The sequence below is a fragment of the Mycolicibacterium aichiense genome (assembly GCF_010726245.1).
Lineage (GTDB): Bacteria > Actinomycetota > Actinomycetes > Mycobacteriales > Mycobacteriaceae > Mycobacterium > Mycobacterium aichiense.
Genome location: NZ_AP022561.1, coordinates 4,707,679 through 4,729,309, shown reverse-complemented (window position 1 = coordinate 4,729,309; position 21,631 = coordinate 4,707,679). Strand labels below are relative to the sequence as shown.

General features: G+C 66.2%; 25 protein-coding genes. 16 read left to right on the top strand and 9 right to left on the bottom strand.

Annotation, left to right across the window (positions count from 1 at the left end):
* Positions 1-18: 18 nt before the first annotated feature.
* Entirely contained in the window at positions 19-732 is a 714-nt protein-coding gene (locus G6N32_RS22880; RefSeq protein WP_115322098.1) for a PaaX family transcriptional regulator C-terminal domain-containing protein, read from the top strand.
* Complete coding sequence (locus G6N32_RS22875; protein ID WP_115321989.1) at positions 729-1,493, top strand: crotonase/enoyl-CoA hydratase family protein; 765 nt, start codon at positions 729-731, stop codon at positions 1,491-1,493. The genes G6N32_RS22880 and G6N32_RS22875 overlap by 4 nt, the downstream gene beginning before the upstream one ends.
* Before the next feature lie 10 nt (positions 1,494-1,503).
* Here G6N32_RS22875 and G6N32_RS22870 read toward each other — a convergent pair whose 3' ends face one another.
* Together G6N32_RS22870 and G6N32_RS22865 are read right to left on the bottom strand one after the other, a co-directional pair.
* On the bottom strand, positions 1,504-1,902 hold the full coding sequence (locus tag G6N32_RS22870) for a DUF3060 domain-containing protein (protein ID WP_115322097.1): 399 nt from the start codon (positions 1,900-1,902) through the stop codon (positions 1,504-1,506).
* Positions 1,903-2,022: 120 nt separating this feature from the next.
* On the bottom strand, positions 2,023-2,175 hold the full coding sequence (locus G6N32_RS22865; protein WP_163789391.1) for a hypothetical protein: 153 nt from the start codon (positions 2,173-2,175) through the stop codon (positions 2,023-2,025).
* Positions 2,176-2,267: 92 nt separating this feature from the next.
* Between G6N32_RS22865 and G6N32_RS22860 the strand changes: the two genes are divergently transcribed.
* The 9 genes from G6N32_RS22860 (at position 2,268) to G6N32_RS22820 (ending at position 11,197) form a co-directional block, all read left to right on the top strand.
* Entirely contained in the window at positions 2,268-2,906 is a 639-nt protein-coding gene (locus G6N32_RS22860; RefSeq protein WP_115321988.1) for a TetR/AcrR family transcriptional regulator, read from the top strand.
* Positions 2,907-3,226: 320 nt separating this feature from the next.
* On the top strand, positions 3,227-3,601 hold the full coding sequence (rpsL, locus tag G6N32_RS22855; protein WP_036343468.1) for a 30S ribosomal protein S12: 375 nt from the start codon (positions 3,227-3,229) through the stop codon (positions 3,599-3,601).
* Entirely contained in the window at positions 3,601-4,071 is a 471-nt protein-coding gene (rpsG, locus tag G6N32_RS22850; protein WP_036343469.1) for a 30S ribosomal protein S7, read from the top strand. The genes rpsL and rpsG overlap by 1 nt, the downstream gene beginning before the upstream one ends.
* 82 nt (positions 4,072-4,153) lie before the next feature.
* Positions 4,154-6,256, top strand: coding sequence for an elongation factor G (gene fusA, locus G6N32_RS22845; RefSeq protein WP_115321987.1), 2,103 nt, complete (start codon positions 4,154-4,156; stop codon positions 6,254-6,256).
* Positions 6,257-6,342: 86 nt separating this feature from the next.
* Complete coding sequence (tuf, locus tag G6N32_RS22840; protein ID WP_115321986.1) at positions 6,343-7,533, top strand: elongation factor Tu; 1,191 nt, start codon at positions 6,343-6,345, stop codon at positions 7,531-7,533.
* A gap of 115 nt (positions 7,534-7,648) precedes the next feature.
* Positions 7,649-7,948 (top strand): hypothetical protein, encoded by a 300-nt coding sequence (locus tag G6N32_RS22835; RefSeq protein WP_115321985.1) that lies wholly within the window; start codon positions 7,649-7,651, stop codon positions 7,946-7,948.
* Positions 7,949-8,053: 105 nt separating this feature from the next.
* Positions 8,054-8,902, top strand: coding sequence for an SHOCT domain-containing protein (locus G6N32_RS22830; RefSeq protein ID WP_115321984.1), 849 nt, complete (start codon positions 8,054-8,056; stop codon positions 8,900-8,902).
* Between the two features lie 55 nt (positions 8,903-8,957).
* On the top strand, positions 8,958-10,205 hold the full coding sequence (locus G6N32_RS22825; RefSeq protein ID WP_115322096.1) for an arginine deiminase: 1,248 nt from the start codon (positions 8,958-8,960) through the stop codon (positions 10,203-10,205).
* A 137-nt stretch (positions 10,206-10,342) separates the two neighbouring features.
* Positions 10,343-11,197 (top strand): mycofactocin-coupled SDR family oxidoreductase, encoded by an 855-nt coding sequence (locus tag G6N32_RS22820; protein WP_036343475.1) that lies wholly within the window; start codon positions 10,343-10,345, stop codon positions 11,195-11,197.
* Positions 11,198-11,200: 3 nt separating this feature from the next.
* On the opposite strand, the gene G6N32_RS22815 is transcribed toward G6N32_RS22820, so the two are convergent.
* The 4 genes from G6N32_RS22815 to ddaH are packed head-to-tail and all read right to left on the bottom strand — an operon-like array spanning position 11,201 to position 15,690.
* The gene (locus G6N32_RS22815; RefSeq protein ID WP_115321983.1) at positions 11,201-12,082 is read right to left on the bottom strand and encodes a universal stress protein; all 882 of its coding nucleotides are present in this window, start codon (positions 12,080-12,082) and stop codon (positions 11,201-11,203) included.
* Positions 12,079-13,575 (bottom strand): amino acid permease, encoded by a 1,497-nt coding sequence (locus tag G6N32_RS22810; RefSeq protein WP_115321982.1) that lies wholly within the window; start codon positions 13,573-13,575, stop codon positions 12,079-12,081. Before G6N32_RS22810 ends, G6N32_RS22815 begins: the two co-directional genes overlap by 4 nt.
* 34 nt (positions 13,576-13,609) lie before the next feature.
* Positions 13,610-14,848, bottom strand: a complete 1,239-nt coding sequence (gene rocD, locus G6N32_RS22805; protein WP_115321981.1) for an ornithine--oxo-acid transaminase — start codon at positions 14,846-14,848, stop codon at positions 13,610-13,612.
* The gene (ddaH, locus tag G6N32_RS22800; RefSeq protein ID WP_170310606.1) at positions 14,845-15,690 is read right to left on the bottom strand and encodes a dimethylargininase; all 846 of its coding nucleotides are present in this window, start codon (positions 15,688-15,690) and stop codon (positions 14,845-14,847) included. The genes rocD and ddaH overlap by 4 nt, the downstream gene beginning before the upstream one ends.
* 124 nt (positions 15,691-15,814) lie before the next feature.
* Here ddaH and G6N32_RS22795 point away from each other — a divergent pair, with 124 nt between their 5' ends.
* Together G6N32_RS22795 and G6N32_RS22790 are read left to right on the top strand one after the other, a co-directional pair.
* Positions 15,815-16,261: an Rv2324 family transcriptional regulator gene (locus G6N32_RS22795; RefSeq protein ID WP_036343479.1), complete on the top strand. Its 447-nt coding sequence runs from the start codon at positions 15,815-15,817 to the stop codon at positions 16,259-16,261.
* Positions 16,262-16,320: 59 nt separating this feature from the next.
* Entirely contained in the window at positions 16,321-17,508 is a 1,188-nt protein-coding gene (locus G6N32_RS22790; RefSeq protein ID WP_115321979.1) for an NAD(P)/FAD-dependent oxidoreductase, read from the top strand.
* Here the strand turns inward: G6N32_RS22790 and G6N32_RS22785 are convergent.
* From G6N32_RS22785 to mftR, 3 genes are all read right to left on the bottom strand, one after another.
* Complete coding sequence (locus G6N32_RS22785) at positions 17,505-18,761, bottom strand: VOC family protein (protein ID WP_115321978.1); 1,257 nt, start codon at positions 18,759-18,761, stop codon at positions 17,505-17,507. The two genes, G6N32_RS22790 and G6N32_RS22785, sit on opposite strands and share 4 nt — an antisense overlap.
* Complete coding sequence (locus G6N32_RS22780; RefSeq protein ID WP_115321977.1) at positions 18,758-19,273, bottom strand: RNA polymerase sigma factor; 516 nt, start codon at positions 19,271-19,273, stop codon at positions 18,758-18,760. Before G6N32_RS22780 ends, G6N32_RS22785 begins: the two co-directional genes overlap by 4 nt.
* Positions 19,274-19,342: 69 nt before the next feature.
* Complete coding sequence (gene mftR, locus G6N32_RS22775; RefSeq protein WP_115321976.1) at positions 19,343-19,960, bottom strand: mycofactocin system transcriptional regulator MftR; 618 nt, start codon at positions 19,958-19,960, stop codon at positions 19,343-19,345.
* A gap of 92 nt (positions 19,961-20,052) precedes the next feature.
* Here mftR and mftA point away from each other — a divergent pair, with 92 nt between their 5' ends.
* The 3 genes from mftA to mftC are packed head-to-tail and all read left to right on the top strand — an operon-like array spanning position 20,053 to position 21,631.
* The gene (gene mftA / locus G6N32_RS22770; RefSeq protein ID WP_102807121.1) at positions 20,053-20,148 is read left to right on the top strand and encodes a mycofactocin precursor MftA; all 96 of its coding nucleotides are present in this window, start codon (positions 20,053-20,055) and stop codon (positions 20,146-20,148) included.
* Between the two features lie 2 nt (positions 20,149-20,150).
* Positions 20,151-20,465 (top strand): mycofactocin biosynthesis chaperone MftB, encoded by a 315-nt coding sequence (gene mftB / locus G6N32_RS22765; RefSeq protein WP_410432262.1) that lies wholly within the window; start codon positions 20,151-20,153, stop codon positions 20,463-20,465.
* The gene (gene mftC / locus G6N32_RS22760; RefSeq protein WP_115321975.1) at positions 20,462-21,631 is read left to right on the top strand and encodes a mycofactocin radical SAM maturase; all 1,170 of its coding nucleotides are present in this window, start codon (positions 20,462-20,464) and stop codon (positions 21,629-21,631) included. Before mftB ends, mftC begins: the two co-directional genes overlap by 4 nt.

Below are 21,631 nucleotides of genomic sequence, written 5' to 3'. Positions count from 1 at the left end.
CCGCAGTCGTTGGCGAAGATGACCGCCCGCTCGGTGGTGCTGAGCGTATTGCTCGGCGCTCACCCGGCGTGGGCCACCTCGGCCGAATTGCTGCGGCTGACATCGGATTTCGGGATCCGCGAGCAGACCCTACGGGTGGCGCTGACCCGGATGGTCGCTGCCGGTGATCTGGTGCGTTCCGATGACGGGTATCGACTGTCGGACCGGCTGTTGACCCGCCAGCGGCGCCAGGACGATGCACTCCACCCGCGCATGCGCGACTGGAACGGCGACTGGGTCACCGTGGTGATCACCGCGGTCGGTATGGATGCCCGGGCCCGCGCCTCATTGCGAAATATGCTGCAGCTCAAGCGGTTCGGCGAGATCCGGGAGGGCGTCTGGTTGCGCCCGGACAACCTCGACGACGAGCTGCCCGCCGAGATCGCCGAACGGGTGCGGGTGTTGCACGCCCGTGACGACGATCCGGCTGAGCTGACCGAGCGGCTGTGGGATCTGCCTGGCTGGGCCGACGCGGGGCGCCAGCTCCTGGATGACATCGGCGCGGCTGACGACATTCCGGCGCGGTTCCGTGCCGCCGCCGCGATCGTGCGCCACCTGCTCACCGATCCGGTGCTGCCGGACGAACTGCTGCCGGCGCGCTGGCCGGGCGCCGCGCTGCGGCGGGCCTATGCAGACTTCGCCGCCGAACTGGTCGCGCGGCGGGATGAGGGACAACTGGTGGAGGCAAAATGACCGATCCGGTACGCGTCGAAAAGAATGGGCCCGTCACGACGGTGATCCTCGACCGTCCACAGGCCCGTAATGCCGTCGACGGTCCCACCGCGATGGCCTTGTTCAACGCCTTCGACGAGTTCGACAACGACGAGTCGGCATCGGTGGCGGTCCTGTGGGGCGACAACGGAACCTTCTGTGCCGGAGCCGATCTCAAGGCCATCGGCACACCCGACACCAATCCCACCCACCGCGATGGCCCCGGGCCAATGGGCCCCAGCCGCATGCAGTTGTCCAAACCCGTGATCGCCGCGGTCAGCGGGTACGCGGTGGCCGGTGGCCTGGAGCTGGCGCTGTGGTGCGATCTGCGGGTGGCCGAAGAAGATGCCGTGTTCGGGGTGTTCTGTCGCCGGTGGGGGGTTCCGCTGATCGACGGCGGCACTGTGCGCCTGCCTCGTCTCATCGGCCACAGCCGGGCGATGGACCTGATCCTGACCGGCCGGGCCGTGGGCGCCGAGGAAGCACTGGCCATCGGCCTGGCCAATCGCGTGGTCCCGGCAGGCCAGAGCCGCCAGGCCGCCGAGGAACTCGCCGCCGAACTGGCCCAGCTTCCGCAGCTGTGCCTGCGCTCGGACCGGATGTCGGCGCTGCACCAGTGGGGTCGGTCCGAAGCCGATGCCATGGACTTCGAATTCGGCAGCCTGTCGCGGGTGGCCGCCGAGTCTCTTGCCGGTGCACAGCGATTCGCCAAGGGCGCCGGCCGGCACGGTGCGAAGGCGTGAGCCGCGACTGCTACGACTTGTTGAGCGTGTTCCCTGAGCCCAGGTTGTTCACCTTCGGGTCGCCCTTGTAGGTGATCGTGTTGTTGAGGCCGACGACGGAGAGTTCCTTGTCGATCGTGCCGAACGTGATCTTGTTGTCCGCGCCGCCGATGTTCACCGACGCGCACGTGCCTTTGACCGTCAAGGTGTTGTTGGAACCGCCGACGTTCAGCGACTTGCCGTCGGCGCAGTCGATCTCCGCGGTCGTGCCGAACGAGCCGTAATTGATGGTGTTGCCCACTTCCACCTGTGCTCCGGACTGTCCGGCGGTGGCCGTCGGGGAGGGTGATTCCTTACTGGTGGATCCGCAACCCGCCAAGGCGATGGCGGCGAGAACGCTGATCCCAGCGATGAGGGTGGGGGAGTGCATCGGCATTCGTCCGTCCTTCGCGATTACCCCGGAACGCGGTCGATCCGGTTGTCATTCCTACCTCGCGGCCCACATCGAGGCCGTGGTGTTGTAGACGACGTTATCGGCCATCACGGTGTTCTACGACCCCTGCGTGGTGACTGCCCGGCATGATCTCGTCCCGGCGATGTGGTTCTGCACCGTGGATGTGACCGTTCCGGTGATACCCGCCTTCAGGGCGGCAGCGCCGGTCATGATGTACGCGCCGACGTGGTGTCCCCAGCTCACCGACATGTCTCAACTTTCACTCAACCCGAGTTGGAGCCCACGGAGCAGTCGGTCGGTCAACTAGAGTTCTCCGTCGATCCACCAGTGAAGGACTTGCGATGACATCTCGGCCGGAACCGGAGTCGGCGGCTGTCCGCCCGCGCCCCGGAAACCGGTCGTCCGCGAGGTCGAACAAGCTCAGCCGCGAGGTCATCGTCAACGCGGCCCTGACCTTCCTCGATCGGGAAGGCTGGGACGGACTGACCATCAACGCTCTGGCCACCCAGTTGGGCACCAAGGGTCCGTCGCTCTACAACCACGTTCACAGCCTGGATGATCTGCGCCGCACGGTCCGCATGCATGTCGTCGACGACATCCTGCGGATGCTGTCGGCCGCCGGGCAGGGCCGCACCCGCGACGATGCCGTGACAGCGATGGCCAGCGCCTACCGCAGTTATGCCCACCATCACCCGGGCCGATACTCGGCTTTCACCCGCATGCCCCTGGGCGGTGACGACCCCGAGTTCACCGCCGCGTCCCACGCTGCGGCTGCGCCGGTGATCGAGGTGCTGGCGTCGTACGGCCTGGACGGCGACGGTGCGTTCTACGCCTCGCTGGAGTTCTGGGCGGCGATCCACGGTTTCGTCCTGCTGGAGATGACGGGCGTGATGAACATGGTGGACACCGACGCGGTGTTCTCCGACATGGTCCTGCGACTGGCGGCCGGGATGGCACGGCGGAACGAAGCGGACGGCTGAGCCCACCCGGGCACCCGAATATTCGGTGCTGTCGGGAACCGGCGCCAGCATTCAGGCGTTGACCTGCAGTAAGGCGCCGTGCACCGAGTTTGGAGGGGCGTGCCCCGCCTGGTATCGTGGAAGCTCGTGCCTGGCCGATAGGGGCGCTTGCGGGGACGCATGCGCGCACGCCGGGCAAATTCGCATGTCCAGTATGCATCGGATTCGACCGGTGCACGGTGTGTGCGACACGCCCGGCAGCGGGGTACGCGGCGGGGTGAAAACAGCAGTACAGAGACTTGAGAAGCGCCGAAAGACGTACGAGAGAAGAAAGCCGGTAGATGCCAACCATTCAGCAGCTGGTCCGCAAGGGTCGCACCGACAAGGTCGCGAAGGTCAAGACCGCGGCCCTCAAGGGCAGCCCGCAGCGCCGCGGCGTGTGCACCCGCGTGTACACGACCACCCCGAAGAAGCCGAACTCGGCACTTCGCAAGGTCGCGCGCGTGAAGCTGACGACCGGCGTCGAGGTGACCGCTTACATCCCCGGTGAGGGCCACAACCTCCAGGAGCACTCGATGGTGCTGGTCCGCGGCGGTCGTGTGAAGGACCTCCCCGGCGTTCGCTACAAGATCATCCGCGGCTCGCTGGACACCCAGGGTGTCAAGAACCGCAAGCAGGCCCGTAGCCGTTACGGCGCGAAGAAGGAGAAGAGCTAATGCCGCGCAAGGGTCCCGCGCCGAAGCGCCCGTTGGTCAATGACCCGGTCTACGGCTCGCAGCTGGTCACCCAGCTGGTCAACAAAGTTCTGCTGGACGGGAAGAAATCGCTGGCAGAACGCATTGTTTATGGTGCGCTCGAGCAGGCTCGTGACAAGACCGGCACCGATCCGGTCATCACCCTGAAGCGCGCTCTCGACAACGTCAAGCCCGCCCTGGAGGTGCGCAGCCGTCGTGTCGGTGGCGCTACCTATCAGGTGCCCGTCGAGGTCCGCCCGGAACGCTCCACCACTCTGGCCCTGCGCTGGTTGGTGAGCTTCTCCAAGGCGCGCCGCGAGAAGACCATGATCGAGCGGCTGGCGAACGAGATTCTCGACGCCAGCAATGGCCTGGGTGCAGCCGTGAAGCGGCGTGAAGACACCCACAAGATGGCCGAGGCGAACCGGGCCTTCGCGCACTACCGCTGGTGATTGCACTGCCGGCGGCCACCGCGTGGCGGCTGCCGGCGCATGACCACACCAAATTGAGAAGCGAAAGAGTGGGAATTTAGCCGTGGCACAGGACGTGCTCACCGACCTGAACAAGGTCCGCAACATCGGCATCATGGCGCACATCGATGCCGGCAAGACGACGACGACCGAGCGCATCCTCTTCTACACCGGTATCTCGTACAAGATCGGTGAGGTGCACGACGGTGCCGCCACGATGGACTGGATGGAGCAGGAGCAGGAGCGGGGTATCACCATCACCTCGGCCGCTACCACCTGCTTCTGGAACGACAACCAGATCAACATCATCGACACCCCGGGCCACGTCGACTTCACGGTCGAGGTGGAGCGCTCGCTGCGCGTGCTCGACGGTGCCGTCGCCGTCTTCGACGGCAAGGAAGGTGTCGAGCCGCAGTCCGAGCAGGTCTGGCGTCAGGCCGACAAGTACGACGTCCCGCGCATCTGCTTCGTCAACAAGATGGACAAGCTGGGCGCCGACTTCTACTTCTCGGTGCAGACGATGAAGGATCGCCTCGGCGCGAACGTCGTCCCGATCCAGTTGCCGATCGGCTCCGAAGGTGACTTCGAGGGCGTCGTCGACCTGGTCGAGATGAAGGCCAAGGTCTGGCGCGGTGAGACGAAGCTCGGCGAGAAGTACGACGTCGTCGACATCCCGGCCGATCTGCAGGAAAAGGCCGAGGAATACCGCACCGCGATGATCGAGGCCATCGCCGAAGCCGATGACGACCTCATGGAGAAGTACCTGGGCGGCGAAGAACTCACCGTCGAGGAGATCAAGGGTGGTCTGCGCAAGCTGACCGTCACCAGCGCCGGCTACCCGGTGTTGTGCGGGTCCGCGTTCAAGAACAAGGGCGTGCAGCCCATGCTCGACGCGGTCATCGACTACCTCCCGACCCCGCTGGACGTTGCGGCCGCCGAAGGCCACGTCCCGGGCAAGGAAGACGAGATCATCTCGCGCAAGCCGTCGGCCGACGAGCCGTTCGCCGGGCTGGCGTTCAAGGTCGCCACGCACCCGTTCTTCGGCAAGCTGACCTACGTCCGGGTGTACTCGGGCAAGGTCGACTCCGGCGCGCAGGTCATCAACTCGACCAAGGGCAAGAAGGAGCGGCTGGGCAAGCTGTTCCAGATGCACTCCAACAAGGAGAACCCGGTCGAGTCGGCGTCCGCCGGTCACATCTACGCGGTGATCGGCCTCAAGGACACCACCACCGGTGACACCCTGAGCGATCCGAACAACCAGATCGTGCTGGAGTCGATGACGTTCCCCGATCCCGTGATCGAGGTCGCCATCGAGCCCAAGACCAAGAGTGACCAGGAGAAGCTGAGCCTCTCCATCCAGAAGCTCGCCGAAGAGGATCCGACCTTCAAGGTGCACCTGGATCAGGAGACCGGCCAGACCGTCATCGGCGGTATGGGCGAGCTGCACCTGGACATCCTGGTGGACCGGATGCGCCGCGAGTTCAAGGTCGAGGCCAACGTCGGCAAGCCACAGGTGGCCTACAAGGAAACCATCAAGCGCGCTGCCACCAACGTCGAGTTCACGCACAAGAAGCAGACCGGCGGTTCGGGCCAGTTCGCGAAGGTCCTCATCAACCTCGAGCCGTTTACCGGCGAGGACGGTGCGACCTACGAGTTCGAGAACAAGGTCACCGGTGGCCGCATCCCGCGGGAGTACATCCCCTCGGTGGATGCTGGTGCACAGGACGCCATGCAGTACGGCGTGCTGGCCGGCTACCCGCTGGTCAACGTGAAGGTCGTGCTGCTCGACGGTGCGTACCACGACGTCGACTCATCGGAAATGGCCTTCAAGATCGCCGGCTCCCAGGTGCTGAAGAAGGCTGCCGCCATGGCGCAGCCGGTCATCCTGGAACCGATCATGGCCGTCGAGGTCACCACGCCCGAGGACTACATGGGTGATGTGATCGGCGACCTGAACTCCCGCCGTGGTCAGATCCAGGCCATGGAGGAGCGCAGCGGTGCGCGCGTCGTCAAGGCGCAGGTTCCGCTGTCGGAGATGTTCGGCTACGTCGGCGACCTCCGGTCGAAGACGCAGGGCCGGGCTAACTACTCCATGGTGTTCGACTCGTACGCCGAAGTTCCGGCGAACGTGTCGAAGGAGATCATCGCGAAGGCGACGGGTCAGTAATCCTGGCCCGCCGGCTTGGCGGACCACAACTGAAAACATCAACACTGCAACTAGCTTGCAAACAACAAGTCCAGGAGGACACAGAAGTGGCGAAGGCGAAGTTCGAGCGGACGAAGCCGCACGTCAACATCGGGACCATCGGTCACGTTGACCACGGCAAGACCACGCTGACTGCAGCAATCACCAAGGTTCTGCACGACAAGTACCCGGAGTTGAACGAATCGCGCGCATTCGACCAGATCGACAATGCGCCCGAGGAGCGTCAGCGCGGTATCACCATCAACATCTCCCACGTGGAGTACCAGACCGAGAAGCGTCACTACGCGCACGTCGACGCCCCCGGTCACGCTGACTACATCAAGAACATGATCACCGGTGCCGCCCAGATGGACGGCGCGATTCTGGTGGTCGCCGCCACGGACGGTCCGATGCCGCAGACCCGTGAGCACGTGCTGCTTGCCCGCCAGGTCGGCGTCCCCTACATCCTGGTGGCTCTGAACAAGGCCGACATGGTCGACGACGAGGAGCTCCTGGAGCTCGTCGAGATGGAGGTCCGCGAACTGCTGGCCGCCCAGGAGTTCGACGAGGAAGCCCCGGTCATCAAGGTGTCCGCGCTCAAGGCCCTCGAGGGCGACCCGCAGTGGGTCAAGAGTGTCGAGGACCTGATGGACGCTGTCGACGAGTCGATCCCGGACCCGGTCCGCGACACCGACAAGCCGTTCCTGATGCCCGTCGAGGACGTCTTCACGATCACCGGCCGCGGCACCGTGGTCACCGGTCGTGTCGAGCGTGGCGTGATCAACGTGAACGAGGAAGTCGAGATCGTCGGCATCCGTCCCACCACCACCAAGACCACGGTCACCGGTGTGGAGATGTTCCGCAAGCTGCTCGACCAGGGCCAGGCCGGTGACAACGTCGGTCTGCTGGTTCGTGGCGTCAAGCGCGAAGACGTCGAGCGCGGCCAGGTCGTCGTGAAGCCCGGCACCACCACCCCGCACACCGAGTTCGAGGGCAGCGTCTACATCCTGTCCAAGGACGAGGGCGGCCGGCACACGCCGTTCTTCAACAACTACCGCCCGCAGTTCTACTTCCGTACCACGGACGTGACCGGCGTGGTGACCCTCCCCGAGGGCACCGAGATGGTGATGCCCGGTGACAACACCGACATCTCCGTCAAGCTGATCCAGCCCGTGGCCATGGACGAGGGCCTGCGGTTCGCGATCCGTGAAGGTGGCCGCACCGTCGGCGCCGGCCGGGTCACCAAGATCATCAAGTGATGATCTGATCCAGTTCCGCGAAGCGGCGCTCACCTTCGGGTGGGCGCCGCTTTCGTTTGTCGCCAACCACTCGCGCGCCGGTGCTAGGCTTCGGCATCCACAGCGGGGTGGGGCCATGGACGACGACGACTTTCAGCAGCCGGCATACCCGCCGTCGGTCCTGTTCGGCGGCGCGGCACTGCTGGCTGTGCTCGGCGGAATCGTCGCGTCGGTGCTGATGGTCAGCGCGGCAAGCGTCGACGTCCACCGCGTGCCACCCGCGCCGCGCAGCCAGCCGGCCGCGCACCCGGCGTCCCCGGCCCCTGTTCGGCCCGCACCGCCGGCAGAGTCCGGGGCGCAGAACAGTCTCGAGCTGCTCGTCGATCGGTTGGTCCCGCAGTTGCCGGGCTTGGACCAGCTGCTGCAAACCCCCTGAACAGGGCCGTCAGCAGCACCGTCACAGACTGCAACAAGTGGTCCCAAGCGACTTTGGTGGAGTTAGTCTGATCGCGACATTGCTGGCCGAGAAGGGGTGTGCCAAATGTTCGGGCGGTATCTCAAAGCGCAATTGACCGTGCTGCTGTTCGGCGGCCTCGTCGGTCCGATCTTCCTGATCGTCTACTTCGCTCTCGGACCGTTCGCGCGGCCGTACATCGGGTGGATGTTCTGGGTCGGGCTGTTGATCACGGCGGGCGACGTGCTCGCCGCCCTGTGGTTGACCAACTCCGGGATGAAGTTGGCCGCCAAGCATGAAGAGCTGAACCAGCGCGGTGTTCTGGTGCTGGCGCAGGTCACCGGCATCTCGGATACCTCGTGGTTCGTCAACGACCAACAGATGATCAAGGTGAATCTCCACTTCGAGGTGCCCGGTTATCAGGGTTTCGACAGTCAGGAAACGATGGCGTCGAGTCCCACCCGCATGCAGATCCTCAATGCCCACAAGCTGGTCGCGCTCGTCGAGCCGGGCACGCAGAAGTACGAAATCGACTGGAACGCCAGCGCTTTGATCGCCGGTGTGGTCCCTGCGCAGTTCACGCTCGCCGAGGACAACAAGACCTACGACCTGCGCGGGCAGGCCGGCCCGCTCATGGAGATCATGCAGATCCTGCGTGCCAACGGCGTGCCGATGAATGGCACCATCGACATCCGGTCCAATCCTGCGGTGCGCCAGCAGGTGATGGCAGTCGTTCGGCGGGCCGCCGCCGGGCAGCCGGCAGCCACCGCCCCGCCGCAGGCTGCGCAACCTGCCACCCCGCCATACCTGCCGCCGACGATGCCGGAAGTGTCCACCGCGCAACGTCTTCAAGAGCTCGAGACGCTGAGAGCGACCGGCGCGATCACCGAGGCCGAATACACCGCGAAGCGACAGCAGATCCTGGCCGACCTCTAGCCGCCGGCCTCGACCGACGCGTGCAATCGCACTCTAGGAGAAGGGAACTGGTGTGGTGACGTCTGCATCCGCGTCGTACGGCGTGCATTCCGAGGTGGGAACGCTGCGCAAAGTGCTGGTCTGTTCACCCGGTCTTGCCCACGAACGGCTGACGCCCACCAATTGCGACGACCTGCTGTTCGACGACGTGCTGTGGGTGCAGAACGCCCGCCGGGATCACTTCGACTTCATGGACAAGATGCGGGACCGCGGTGTGGCGGTGGTCGAACTGCACGACCTGCTCACCGAAACGATGGCGATCCCGGACGCCCGCACCTGGCTTCTCGACCGCAAGATCGTCGCCAACGAGGTCGGCATGGGGCTGGTCGAGGACACCAGATCGTTCCTCGACGAGTTGCCCGCCAGTCGGCTCGTCGAGTTCCTGATCGGCGGGCTGTCGACCCGTGACCTACCCGTCGACCTCGGCCGGGGCTACCGTGCCCTGGCCCGCGAGCACGCGGGAATCACCGAGTATCTGATGCCGCCGCTGCCCAACACGTTGTACACCCGCGACACCACGTGCTGGATCTATTCCGGTGTGACACTCAACCCGCTGTTCTGGCCGGCCCGGCATGACGAAACGCTGCTGATGAAGGCCGTCTACGAGTTCCATCCCGACTTCACCGGATCGACCGTGTGGTGGGGTGATCCCGAAAAGTCATGGGGGATGGCCACTATCGAGGGTGGCGACGTGTTGGTGCCCGGCAACGGCGTGGTGTTGATCGGGATGAGCGAACGGACCTCACGGCAGGCGATCACCCAAGTGGCGGCGACGTTGTTCGAGCGCGGCGCGGCTGACCGGATCGTCCTGGCGGGAATGCCCAAGTTGCGCGCCGCGATGCACCTCGACACGGTGTTCACCTTCGCCGATCGCGATGTCGTGACCATCTATCCCGAAATCGTCGACAACATCCAGACTTTCACGCTGCTGCCCAGTGATTCGGCGCCCGGTCTGGACGTCATCGAAGAGACCAAACCGTTCGTGGAGGTGGTCGCGAACGCCTTGGGGCTCGGGGCGCTGCGGGTGGTCGAGACCGGTGGCACCGCCTATGACTCCGAGCGACAACAGTGGGACAGCGGCAACAACCTGGTGGCCGTCGAGCCGGGCGTGGTGTTCGCCTACGACCGGAACACCCACACCAACTCGCTGCTGCGCAAGGCCGGGGTCGAAGTCATCACGATCGTCGGTGCCGAACTGGGTCGCGGACGAGGCGGCGGTCACTGCATGACCTGCCCGATCGTCCGCGACCCGGTCGTCTACTGAGCCGGGTCAGTTGCTGCACTACCCGAGTGGGTCATGGGCAGACACGACGTCACATTTGCGACCACTGGCCGGGAAGTATTTAGAACACGTTCCAGTCCTCTTGCTAGCCTGGCCTGGGCTGACTGAAAGGACCATTGATGACAACATCGTCGGGGACGCTCGAGGGGCGAGTCGCGTTCGTCACCGGTGCCGCGCGAGGCCAGGGCCGCGCGCACGCTGTACGGCTGGCACGCGAAGGCGCCGACGTCATCGTCTCCGACATCTGCGCCTCTGTCAGTGACACCATTCCCTATCCCGGGACTACCCCGGAGGACCTGAACGAGACCGTCCGGTTGGTCGAAGCCGAGGGCCGCAAGGTGCTGGGACGGGAAGTCGACGTCCGCGACGACGCCGCGGTGCGCCAGCTGGTGGCCGACGGGGTCGAGCAGTTCGGCAGGCTCGACATCCTGGTCGCCAACGCCGGCGTGCTGTCCTGGGGCCGGTTGTGGGAACTGACCGACGAGCAGTGGAACACCGTCATCGACACGAATCTCACCGGAACCTGGCGCACATTGCGTGCAGTCGTCCCAGCGATGATCGAGGCCGGCAACGGCGGCTCGATCATCGTGGTGAGTTCGTCGGCAGGAGTCAAGGCCACCCCGGGTAACAGCCACTACGCCGCGTCCAAGCACGGGCTGACCGCACTGACGAACTCGCTCGCATTGGAAGCCGGCGAGTACGGCATCCGGGTCAACTCCATCCATCCGTACTCGGTGGCCACCCCGATGACCGAAAACGACGCGATGTTGGGCGTTTTCGGCGCACACCCGAGCTATCTACACGGCTTCGCCCCGATGCCCTACCTCCCGGTGGGTCAGAACGCGACCGGAAAGCGGTCCGACTTCATGAACGTCGACGAGGTTGCCGACGTGGTGGTGTGGCTGGCCGGCGACCAATCGGCCACCCTGTCGGGTTCGCAGATCAGCGTCGACCGTGGTGTGATGAAGTACTAGCGGTCAGCCCGGTAGTACCAGCACCGGAACGGGGCTGTGCCGCAGGATCTTCGAGCCCCGTGAGCCCAGGAACACCCGCGCGATTCCGCCGACGGGCGATGTGCCGATCGCCAGCAGGTCACCGTCTTGCCAATCGACGGCGTCCAGAGCATCGTCCCAGCCGTTGCCGGTGGCCACCTCGACCTTGACGTCCGGTCCGACTATGCCGTCGGTCTTCAACTGCGCCAATGCCTCTCGTGCGTAACCGGCCAACTGCTCCAGGATCGAGTCCTCGGCGCTCAAGCCGACTTCCGGCGGGTACATCGTTCGGCCCCGAACCGCGAACGTGATCACCCGCATGGGCACGTTGAGCCGTCGGCCGAGTTCGGCGACACGCTGCACGACATGCAGTGTGTCGGCCGTTCCCGGGTAGGCGGCCGTGATCCGGGTCAGGCCGCCGGCCTTCGAACCGCGATAGCCGCGCGGGCTGATCGCCATCGGCACCGGCGAGGAGTGCAGCAGGCGGTCGGCGGTCGAGCCGATCACCACCTGCCCGAGCTTGCCGTCGGCGGCCGAGCCGAGGATCAGTACCTCCGCTTTGAGCTCGGAGATCGCTTCGAGGAGGCCGCCGGACACCGAGCGGTGCGACACCTTGTGATATCTGACGTCGAGCCCATCGGCGATCGCGTCGATACAGTCCCGGGCCTGCGCTGCGGAGTTCGTTGCCAATTGTTCGGCGTACTGGGCATATTCGGCGTCGATGCGGCCGAGCGACGGGGTCATCCAGGGTCGCGGCACGACAGTCACCACGGTCAGCGACGTCTGCAGGGTCCGGGCGGCTTCGACCGCCAGATACAGCGGCGAGCGACCGCTCTTTCCTGAGAGGTAGCCGACGGCGACGGTCACGGCTCGTCCTTGATCATCACGTCGTCGCCGCCGGGCACCGCCGTCGGAAGGGAACCGTCGGGGCCCGCGGCGTTCAACGCGCTGTGGCGCCGTCCCCAGAACAGATAGAAAAGCAATACCAGAGCGACGCAGCCACCGAAGACCAACCACGTCTGCCAGCGCAGGCCGTAGAGCACCGCGGCGCAGGCCAGGATCGACAGAACGGGTGTCACGGGGTAGCCCGGGACTTTGAACGGCCGCTCGAGGTCGGGTTGGCGCACCCGCAGGATCATCACACCGGCCGACACCGTGATGAACGCGACCAACGTGCCGATCGACACCGCGTCGAGTAGCCAGTTCAGCGGAATGAAGCCGGCCAGGATGCCGGTGACTGCGGCGACGATGACCGTGTTTCCCACCGGAGTCATGCTGCGCGGGTTGACCTTTGCGAACATCGACGGCAGCAGCCCGTCTCGGCCCATCGCGAACAGAATGCGCGTCTGCCCGTACATCACGACCAGCGTCACCGAGAAGATGGAGACCACCGCGCCGGCTGCCAGAACTGTGCTGGCCCAGGTGCTGCCGGTGATGTTCTCCAGGATCACCGACAGCCCCGCTTCGGCTTGTTCGTCCGATCCGAAGTCCGCGGCGTCCTGCGTGCCCAGGCCGGCGAACGCGACCAGGATGTAGAAGGTGGTGACCACGAGGAGGGCCGCGATGATGGCCCGGGGCATGGTCTTCTGCGGATTCTTTACTTCGTCGCCGGCGGTCGATACCGCGTCGAGACCGATGAACGAGAAGAAGATCATGCTCGCGGCGGTGGTGATGCCGGGAACGCCCTTGTCCCAGAAGCCGTGGAAGTGATCGGCGTTGAACGCGGTCAGCGCGATGACGATGAACATCCCCAGCACGCTGAGCTTGATCAAGACCATCACGGTGTTGACGAACGCCGACTCGCTTGCACCACGGATCAGCAGGGCCATGCACATCAGGATCAGCAGGACTGCGGGCAGATTGACGATGCCGGGGGCGGAGTCCCACGGGGCGGCACTCAAGGACTGCGGCAGCTGCCACCCGAACAGGTTCTGCAACAACTTGTTCAGATAACCGCTCCACCCGACGGCGACGGCCGAGATGGATACGCCGTATTCGAGAAGCAGACACGCTGCCACGCCCATGGCGACGACTTCGCCCATCGTCGTATAGGCATACGAGTAGGTCGAGCCCGAGACCGGCACCGACGACGCCATCTCTGCGTAGCAGATCGCCGACAGCCCGGCCGCGACCGCGGCCAGCAGAAACGAGACCAACACCGCCGGACCGGCTTCCGGCACCGCCGCGGACAGCACGAAGAAGATGCCGGTGCCCACGGTTGCGCCGACACCGAAGAGCGTCAACTGGAAGGTGCCGATACTTCTCTTCAGATGGTCGGAGGCACCGTGTGCGACCGGAGCACCGGCGACGGGGCGGCGACGGAACAGTTGCTGGGAGAGGCTCAGCGGCGGTGCGGTCATAGTGCCTCCTGGGGTCACCGAACTGAACTACTCGTTACGAGTGTGCACCCGCCTGCGCCAGCACACTTGCGAACTGCCCAACCGCCCAATCGATCTCCTCGGCGGTGATCACCAGCGGGGGAGCGAACCGCAACGTCGACCCATGAGTGTCCTTGACCAGCACTCCGCGCTCGGCGAGGGCGAGGCTGAGCTGCTTGCCGGTACCGAGTCGCTCGTCGATGTCCACGCCGGCCCACAGTCCCATACCGCGGACCGCGAGCACCCCGTGGCCGATCAGCGACCGCAATCGGGCGTGCAGATGGAGGCCGAGTTCGGCTGAGCGGGCCTGGAATTCGCCGCGCCGCAGGATGCCGACAACGGTGGAACCGATCGCCGCGGCCAGCGGATTGCCGCCGAACGTCGACCCGTGCTCGCCGGGATGAAGAACCCCGAGGATGTCGCGGTCGGCCACCACCGCCGAGAGTGGGACCACGCCGCCGCCGAGTGCCTTGCCGAGCAGATAGACGTCGGGCACCACACCCCAGTGGTCGCAGGCGAACGTATGGCCGGTGCGGGCCAGGCCGGACTGGATCTCGTCGGCGATCAGCAGCACGTTGCGCTGGGTGCACACTGCGCGCAGCCGGGGCAGGTAGTCGTCGGGCGGCACGATGATCCCGGCCTCGCCCTGAATGGGCTCGATGAGTACGGCGACCGTGTTCTCGTCGATCGCGGCTGCGACGGCGTCGGCGTCCCCGAACGGCACCGACCGGAAGCCGGGGGTGAACGGGCCGAAGCCGCCACGCGCGGTGTCATCAGAGGAGAAGCTGACGATGCTGATCGTTCGTCCGTGGAAGTTGTTCTCGGCGACAACGATATTCGCCATCCCGGCTGGGACACCCTTGACGTCGGCGCCCCACTTTCGGGCGATCTTGAGGCCACTTTCCACTGCCTCGGCGCCGCTGTTCATCGGCAGCACCATGTCCTTGCCGCAGAGCCCGGCCAGGGCGGCACAGAACGGGCCGAGCTGATCGGAGTGGAAAGCCCGGCTCACCAATGTCACGGCGTCGAGCTGGCGGTGGGCGGCGGTGACGATCTCGTCGTTGTGGTGGCCGAAGTTCACCGCCGAATACGCCGCAAGGCAGTCCAGGTAGCGGCGGCCCTCGACATCGGTGATCCACGCGCCGCAGGCATGGGAGGCCACCACCGGAAGCGGCGAATAGTTGTGCGCGGCATAGGCGTTGTCCAGTGCGATTGCCGCGGCGGTTGCGCCGGTGACGGTGTCAGCCATGGTCATGAAAACACCTCCAACGTGCAGCATTTCACTGAGCCGCCGCCCTTGAGCAGCTCGGAGAGGTCGACACCGATCGGGTGGAAGCCGGCCCGGTGGAGCTGCTCGGCGAAGCCGGTGGCCTGCGCGGGATGTACCACGTGCTTGCCGTCGGACACCGCGTTGAGGCCCAGCACGTAGGCATCGGCGCTCGCCACTTCGATGGCATCGGGGAATAGGCGGCGCAGCTGGGTTCGGGCGTCGTCGGTGAACGCCGATGGGTAGTAGGCGATCGTGGTGTCGTCGAGCACCGTCAACGCGGTATCGAGGTGATAGAACCGCGGATCGACGAGCTCCAGCGAGATCACCGGCATGCCGGTGAGGGTGCTCACCTCGGCGTGTGCGTTCAGATGGGTGCGAAAACCGGTGCCTGCCAGAATCATTGATCCGACGACCAGCAGGTCGCCTTGGCCCTCGTTGACGTGGCGGGTCGCTACCGGATCATGCCCGAGTTGGTCCATCCAGGCGGCATATGCCACCGATTCGCCGTGCCGCTCCGCATGCTTGAACCGGGCGACGATCGCGGTTCCGTTGATGATCAGTCCGGCGTTGGCGGCGTACACCATGTCCGGCAGGCCCGGTACCGGCTCGACGAGGTCGACGGTGTGGCCGAGCCGGCGATACGTGTCACGCAGGTGTTGCCACTGGGCGAGTGCCAACTCACCGTCGACGGGCGTGCTGGTGTCCATCCACGGGTTGATCGCGTACTCGACGGTGAAGTACGTCGGTGGGGTCATGGCGTAGTGGCGGAGTCGCTGGCTGCGCGGTGTCCTCGTCGACCCGACGGCGACATCGGGGGATATCGTCATGAATCAACCATAGAAGTGCAGTTTGACGCAATCAATCGATAACTATTGCGTGTCCATGAATGATCTATTGCGTCACCGCTAACATTGCGGTGATCTGTTGTGTGCCGTGCGAAAGGGCTGCTGAATGGACCGGCTGGACGACACCGATGAGCGGATCCTGGCCGAGCTCGCCGAGCATGCCCGCGCGACCTTCGCCGAGATCGGGGAACGGGTGAACCTGTCTGCTCCGGCGGTGAAGCGCAGAGTCGACCGGATGCTCGACGCCGGGGTGATCCGCGGGTTCACCACGGTGATCGACCGCAGCGCTGTCGGCTGGAACACCGAGGCGTACGTGCAGGTCTACTGTCACGGCACGATCGCGCCAGATCGATTGCGCGCGGCCTGGATTGACATTCCCGAGATCATCAGCGCCGCCACCGTGACCGGAACGTCGGATGCCATCCTGCATGTGCTGGCTCGCGATATGAGACACCTGGAGGCAGCGCTGGAACGCATCAGGTCGAGCGCCGACATCGAACGCAGCGAGAGCATCGTGGTGCTGTCCAACCTGATTGACCGGTCGCCCGCCTAACTGGTCGGTAGGTGCAGGCTGGCGCGCACGTGGCGACGGCGATCGTGTAAGAACACCACGTGAGCACGAGCGAAAACGGCATCCTGATCGTCGGCGGCGGCCTGGCCGCCACCCGCACCGCCGAGCAGTTGCGCAAGTCGGAGTACACCGGCCCGGTCACCATCGTCAGCGACGAGGTGCATCTGCCGTATGACCGCCCGCCGCTGTCGAAGGACGTGCTGCACGCCGACCTCGACGATGTCGCGCTCAAGCCCGCCGAGTTCTATTCCGAGAACGACATCACCCTGCGGCTGGGTAGCGCTGTCACGTCGCTGGACACCGGCGCCCGCACCGTGACCCTTGCCGACGGCTCGGTGCTGGGATACGACGAGCTGGTCATCGCCACCGGCCTGGTACCCAAGCGCATCCCGTCGTTCCCCGACCTGGAGGGCATCCGCGTTCTGCGCTCGCTCGACGAGGCGCTGGCGCTGCGCGCCCACGCCGCGTCGGCCCGGCAGGCGGTGATCATCGGTGCCGGCTTCATCGGCTGCGAGGTCGCGGCAAGCCTGCGCAAACTCGGTGTCGAGGTGGCCCTGGTCGAGCCGCAGCCGGCTCCGCTGGCCTCGGTGCTCGGCGAGCAGGTCGGCAACCTGGTCACCCGCCTGCACCGCGCCGAGGGCGTCGACGTGCGCACCGGCATCGGCGTGGCTGAGGTGCGCGGCGAGAACGGCCACGTGACGACCGTAGTGTTGTCCGACGGCAGCGAGCTGCCCGCCGACCTCGTGGTGGTCGGCATCGGGTCGCGGCCGGCCACCGACTGGCTGGAGGGCAGCGGTGTGGCCGTCGACAACGGGGTGGTGTGCGACGAGGCGGGCCGCACCAGCGCCCCCGGCGTGTGGGCACTCGGCGATGTCGCATCCTGGCGCGACGCCACCGGACATCAAGCCCGCGTTGAACATTGGAGCAATGTGGCCGAGCAGGCCCGGGTCATCGTGCCGTCGATGCTGGGGCAGGAGGCCCCATCGGTGATCGTGGTGCCCTACTTCTGGAGCGACCAGTACGACGTCAAGATCCAGTGCCTGGGAGAGCCGGAGGCCACCGACACGGTGCATGTCGTCGAGGACGACGGTCGTAAATTCCTGGCCTTCTACGAGCGCGACGGCGTCGTGGCCGGAGTGGTCGGCGGCGGCATGCCCGGCAAGGTCATGAAGACCCGCGCCAAGATCGCGTCCGGCGCCCCCATCGCCGACGTTCTCCCGGCGTCCTAGAACTCGCCGAGGTAGAACCGCCCACCCTGGTCGTCGGTGCACTCCGCCGTCAGCCCGTAGGGCTGCGGGGCCGGCTCGGCGAGAACCGATCCGCCCGCCTCCCGAACCCGGGCGACCGCCGCCGCGACATCGGACACCGTCCACATCGGCACCACGCCCGGTGTGTGCGAGCCGCCGGCAGCGCCGGACATCGGGTGGGTGTTCTGAACCGCCCAGCCGTCCTCGACCCGACCGCGTTCGAACGTCCATCCCAGCACCTGGCCGAAGAACTCGCGGAACGCCGTTGACTCACCGACCTCGTAGGTGACGTAGGACAGCTCACCGGGACCTGCCCCGTTGAGCAGCGGACGACGCTGGCCCGGGTCCGGCCGATAGATCGCGAACGCGGCGCCCTGGTTGTCGCGGGCCTCCAGCAGAGTGCCGACCACAGATTCGCGTGACGCATCCACCCGCCCGCCGGCGGCAACGATCGCGGCGCGCGCCTCATCCACGTCGTCGACCGCATAGCAGCAGAACAGCGTGGTGCGATCGGACGGCGAAAAGCCGATCGCCTCAACGGCATTGCTGACCTGACCGGCTGAATCGCACACCCAACCGAGCACCTGGGAGTAGAACGCGATCGCGCGGGCGGGGTTTGGGCTGTGCACTGACACGTAGCCGATGTCGCCGTGCCGGATCGGCTCGCGAACCGGCCCGCTGAGCATCCATCGATGGCCGAACGGGTCGCGGATGGTGGCAGTACGCGACCCGTGCCCTTCGTAGGGTTCGCGTTGCACCTCGGCGCCCTGAGCCCTGGCCCGGGCCAGGGCAGCGTCGGTGTCGGCGACCTCCACCATCAGGCTGACCGAGTTGACCCCCCGCTGCGGCGCCTGCAATCCGAGATCAGGGGATTCGTCGGCCAGGTACAGGACACCGCCGCTCACCGACAGTTCGGCGTGGCCGATGCGTCCGTCATCCATCACGATCGGGTCGCCGATCAATTCCGCGCCGAAGGCGTCGCGATACCAGTCGATCGCGGCGCGGGCGTCGGCCACCGTGAGGTACGGCAACGCGGCGGGGCGGGGGATGCCGGTCTGGGGTGCCGGCGCGTTCAGTTCGGCGACTGCTGTCGCGGTGCCGCTCATGGTGACTCCTTGGGTGTTCGCGGGTAAGGACAACGCGGACTCGAGCCGCGCACGCAACTCGGCCGCGAAGGACGGATCCGGTTGCACGGGAAGGTCTTCGGTGGTCAAGACGCGCAGGGGATCGGTCATGAAACACCTCCTTCCGGGTAGAGCTTTCTGAAGGCACGCCGGGCGCGGACCAAGAGCGCCTCGGTGGCGTGCACGCTGCGTCCGATCAGCTCCGCGCACTCGGGCACCGAACAGTCGTCCATGTAGCGCAGTGCGAGCACCACACGATGGGCTTCTGGGAGTCGGGCGAGCACGCTCTCGGCGACGATGCGGTCCAGCTGCGCGTCCCACTCGTCGGCGGCTTCACTGTCGGGCACGTCGGCGACCGGCACCGTGGACCGGGCCGAACGGCGCCGGTAGTGGTCGGCCAGTTTGTGCCGAGCCACCCCGAGTAACCACGGGACCGCCAGCGGCGGTGGTGCGGGCCGTCGGGCGGCATCCATCGCCGCGAGGAACGTCTCCGACGTGAGGTCCTCGGCGGTGGCCCGATCACCGCACCGGCGGACGAAATATCCGTAGACGACCGGAAGCGCGTCGTCGTAGAGCTCTAGCAGCCGGTACGGAGCATCGGGGGGTTCCGGATCCGCGCTCACACCCTTATCGTCGTCGCGCCGGGCGGAACTCCGACGGGTCCGCTGAAGATTTTTTCCGGCGCGCCGCCGTCAGCGTCCGTCCAGGTCGTCGAGTCCGTGCGCCACGACGTCGAAGGCATCGCCGATCGCCTGCGGCAGCGAGACCGCCTCGTCGGCCAGCCAGTACTCGTAGGCCGACAGGGCGACCCCGAGCATCAGCCAGGCGACCGACTGCGGAACCAGGTCACCGGGCTTGCCGCCGGTGCGGGCGGCCACGAAATCCGCGACCACGCCGCGCCAGCCCGCGTACATCGTCATCGAATACGCCTGCAGTTCCGCGGTCTGCAGGATCACCCGCATCCGCTGCCGGTGCCGTTCGGTCTCGGAGGGGTCAAAAGTGTTGAACGCCAGCAGCGCCGAGCGCAGCGCCGGGCTGATCGGTTCGGTGTCGGCGACCCGGTCGAACAGGTCGCGGAAGTGCTGCAGGTGTGCGTCGAAGTCACCCCAGGGGATCGCGTTCTTCGACGGGTAGTACCGGAACAGGGTGCGCCGGGCGATACCCGATGCCGCCGCCACGTCGTCGACGCTGACCGAGCCGAACCCGTAGTTGGCGAACAGGTCGAGGGCGACGTCGGTGATGTGGTCTCCGGTGGTGGACCTGCGCCGCCCCACCCGGGCGCCCGGAGAGCCTCCAGCACCAGTCGTCATCGACCCGCCCTTCCTTTTCGGCACTCGATGCCATATTCTTGCGATCTCGATCACAATTGTCGAGAACCTGGGCCGACGAAAGGGTGCTTTTCATGGAGCCGAGCCAAGCAACCGAGAACGAAACCGAACTGGTGACCGAGACGCTGGTCGAAGAGGTCTCCATCGACGGGATGTGCGGGGTCTACTGACCGTGCCCGCCCACGCTGTGGGCGATCCGGCTGTGGCCGGGTCGGCCTTCGACCCGGCACTCAGCTGGCGCTTGCATCCGCAGGTGGCCGTGCGACCGGAACCCTTCGGCGCGCTGCTGTACCACTTCGGCACCCGGAAGCTGTCGTTCCTGAAGAACCGCACCATTCTGGCCGTCGTGAATTCGCTGCCCCAGCATCCCGACGTGCGCTCCGCCTTGCGGGCGGCCGGGGTGGACGAGCCCGACGAGGCGCCCTATCTGCATGCATTGAGCGTGCTGGCGACCTCGAACATGCTGACCTGCAAGGATTCCCAATGACTTCGGTAGCACCGGTACCCCGGCTGATCGAGCAGTTCGAGCGCGGCCTCGACGCCCCGATCTGTCTGACCTGGGAGCTGACCTACGCCTGCAACCTGGCGTGCGTGCACTGCCTGTCGTCGTCCGGCAAGCGCGACCCGCGCGAGCTGTCCACGGCGCAGTGCAAGGGCATCATCGACGAGCTCGAGCGCATGCAGGTCTTCTACGTCAACATCGGTGGCGGCGAACCCACTGTGCGCCCGGACTTCTGGGAGCTGGTGGACTACGCCACCGCACACCACGTCGGGGTCAAGTTCTCCACCAACGGCGTGCGCATCACCCCTGAGGTGGCCGCGCGACTGGCCGCGAGCGACTACGTCGACGTGCAGATCTCCATCGACGGCGCCACCGCGGAAGTCAACGACGCCGTGCGTGGCCCGGGCTCCTTCGAGATGGCCACCCGCGCGCTGGAGAACCTGGCCGCGGCGGGCTTCAAGGACGCCAAGATTTCCGTGGTGGTCACCCGCCACAACGTCGACCAGCTCGATGAATTCAAAGCCCTCGCCGACCGCTACGGCGCCACCCTGCGGATCACGCGGCTGCGTCCTTCCGGGCGTGGCGCCGACGTGTGGGACGAACTGCATCCGACCCCCGAGCAGCAGGTGACGCTGTATGACTGGCTGGTCGCCAAGGGCGAGGGAGTGCTGACCGGCGACTCGTTCTTTCACCTGTCCGGCCTGGGCGCGCCCGGTGCGCTGTCGGGTTTGAACATGTGCGGCGCGGGCCGGGTGGTCTGCCTGATCGATCCGGTCGGTGACGTCTACGCCTGCCCGTTCGCCATCCATGACCGCTTCCTGGCCGGAAACATCGTCCGGGACAACGGTTTCGACAATGTATGGAAGAACGCCCCGCTGTTCCGCGAACTGCGCGAGCCGCAGTCGGCCGGTGCGTGCGGCAGCTGCGGGCATTACGACGCGTGCCGCGGTGGCTGCATGGCCGCGAAGTTCTTCACCGGCCTGCCGCTCGACGGTCCCGACCCGGAGTGCGTCGAGGGTTACGGGGTGCCCGCCCTGGCGACCGAGCGGGACAAGCCCCGCCCCAGCGCCGATCACTCCCGCGGCAAACCGATCCTGCTGACTCTGTCCACCCGGCCGCCGGCCAAGCCCTGCAACGAAAGTCCGATCTAG

What these genes read in the sequence shown, in the direction of transcription:
- G6N32_RS22875 (WP_115321989.1), top strand. Translation starts at nt 729, where the DNA reads ATGACCGATCCGGTACGCGTCGAAAAGAATGGGCCCGTCACGACGGTG.
- G6N32_RS22830 (WP_115321984.1), top strand. Translation starts at nt 8,054, where the DNA reads ATGTTCGGGCGGTATCTCAAAGCGCAATTGACCGTGCTGCTGTTCGGC.
- G6N32_RS22870 (WP_115322097.1), bottom strand. Translation starts at nt 1,902, where the DNA reads ATGCACTCCCCCACCCTCATCGCTGGGATCAGCGTTCTCGCCGCCATC.
- G6N32_RS22865 (WP_163789391.1), bottom strand. Translation starts at nt 2,175, where the DNA reads ATGTCGGTGAGCTGGGGACACCACGTCGGCGCGTACATCATGACCGGC.
- mftA (WP_102807121.1), top strand. Translation starts at nt 20,053, where the DNA reads ATGGAGCCGAGCCAAGCAACCGAGAACGAAACCGAACTGGTGACCGAG.
- G6N32_RS22820 (WP_036343475.1), top strand. Translation starts at nt 10,343, where the DNA reads ATGACAACATCGTCGGGGACGCTCGAGGGGCGAGTCGCGTTCGTCACC.
- mftR (WP_115321976.1), bottom strand. Translation starts at nt 19,960, where the DNA reads ATGACGACTGGTGCTGGAGGCTCTCCGGGCGCCCGGGTGGGGCGGCGC.
- ddaH (WP_170310606.1), bottom strand. Translation starts at nt 15,690, where the DNA reads ATGACGATATCCCCCGATGTCGCCGTCGGGTCGACGAGGACACCGCGC.
- G6N32_RS22860 (WP_115321988.1), top strand. Translation starts at nt 2,268, where the DNA reads ATGACATCTCGGCCGGAACCGGAGTCGGCGGCTGTCCGCCCGCGCCCC.
- G6N32_RS22835 (WP_115321985.1), top strand. Translation starts at nt 7,649, where the DNA reads ATGGACGACGACGACTTTCAGCAGCCGGCATACCCGCCGTCGGTCCTG.
- G6N32_RS22785 (WP_115321978.1), bottom strand. Translation starts at nt 18,761, where the DNA reads ATGACCGATCCCCTGCGCGTCTTGACCACCGAAGACCTTCCCGTGCAA.
- mftC (WP_115321975.1), top strand. Translation starts at nt 20,462, where the DNA reads ATGACTTCGGTAGCACCGGTACCCCGGCTGATCGAGCAGTTCGAGCGC.
- G6N32_RS22880 (WP_115322098.1), top strand. Translation starts at nt 19, where the DNA reads ATGACCGCCCGCTCGGTGGTGCTGAGCGTATTGCTCGGCGCTCACCCG.
- G6N32_RS22795 (WP_036343479.1), top strand. Translation starts at nt 15,815, where the DNA reads ATGGACCGGCTGGACGACACCGATGAGCGGATCCTGGCCGAGCTCGCC.
- rocD (WP_115321981.1), bottom strand. Translation starts at nt 14,848, where the DNA reads ATGACCATGGCTGACACCGTCACCGGCGCAACCGCCGCGGCAATCGCA.
- rpsL (WP_036343468.1), top strand. Translation starts at nt 3,227, where the DNA reads ATGCCAACCATTCAGCAGCTGGTCCGCAAGGGTCGCACCGACAAGGTC.
- G6N32_RS22810 (WP_115321982.1), bottom strand. Translation starts at nt 13,575, where the DNA reads ATGACCGCACCGCCGCTGAGCCTCTCCCAGCAACTGTTCCGTCGCCGC.
- rpsG (WP_036343469.1), top strand. Translation starts at nt 3,601, where the DNA reads ATGCCGCGCAAGGGTCCCGCGCCGAAGCGCCCGTTGGTCAATGACCCG.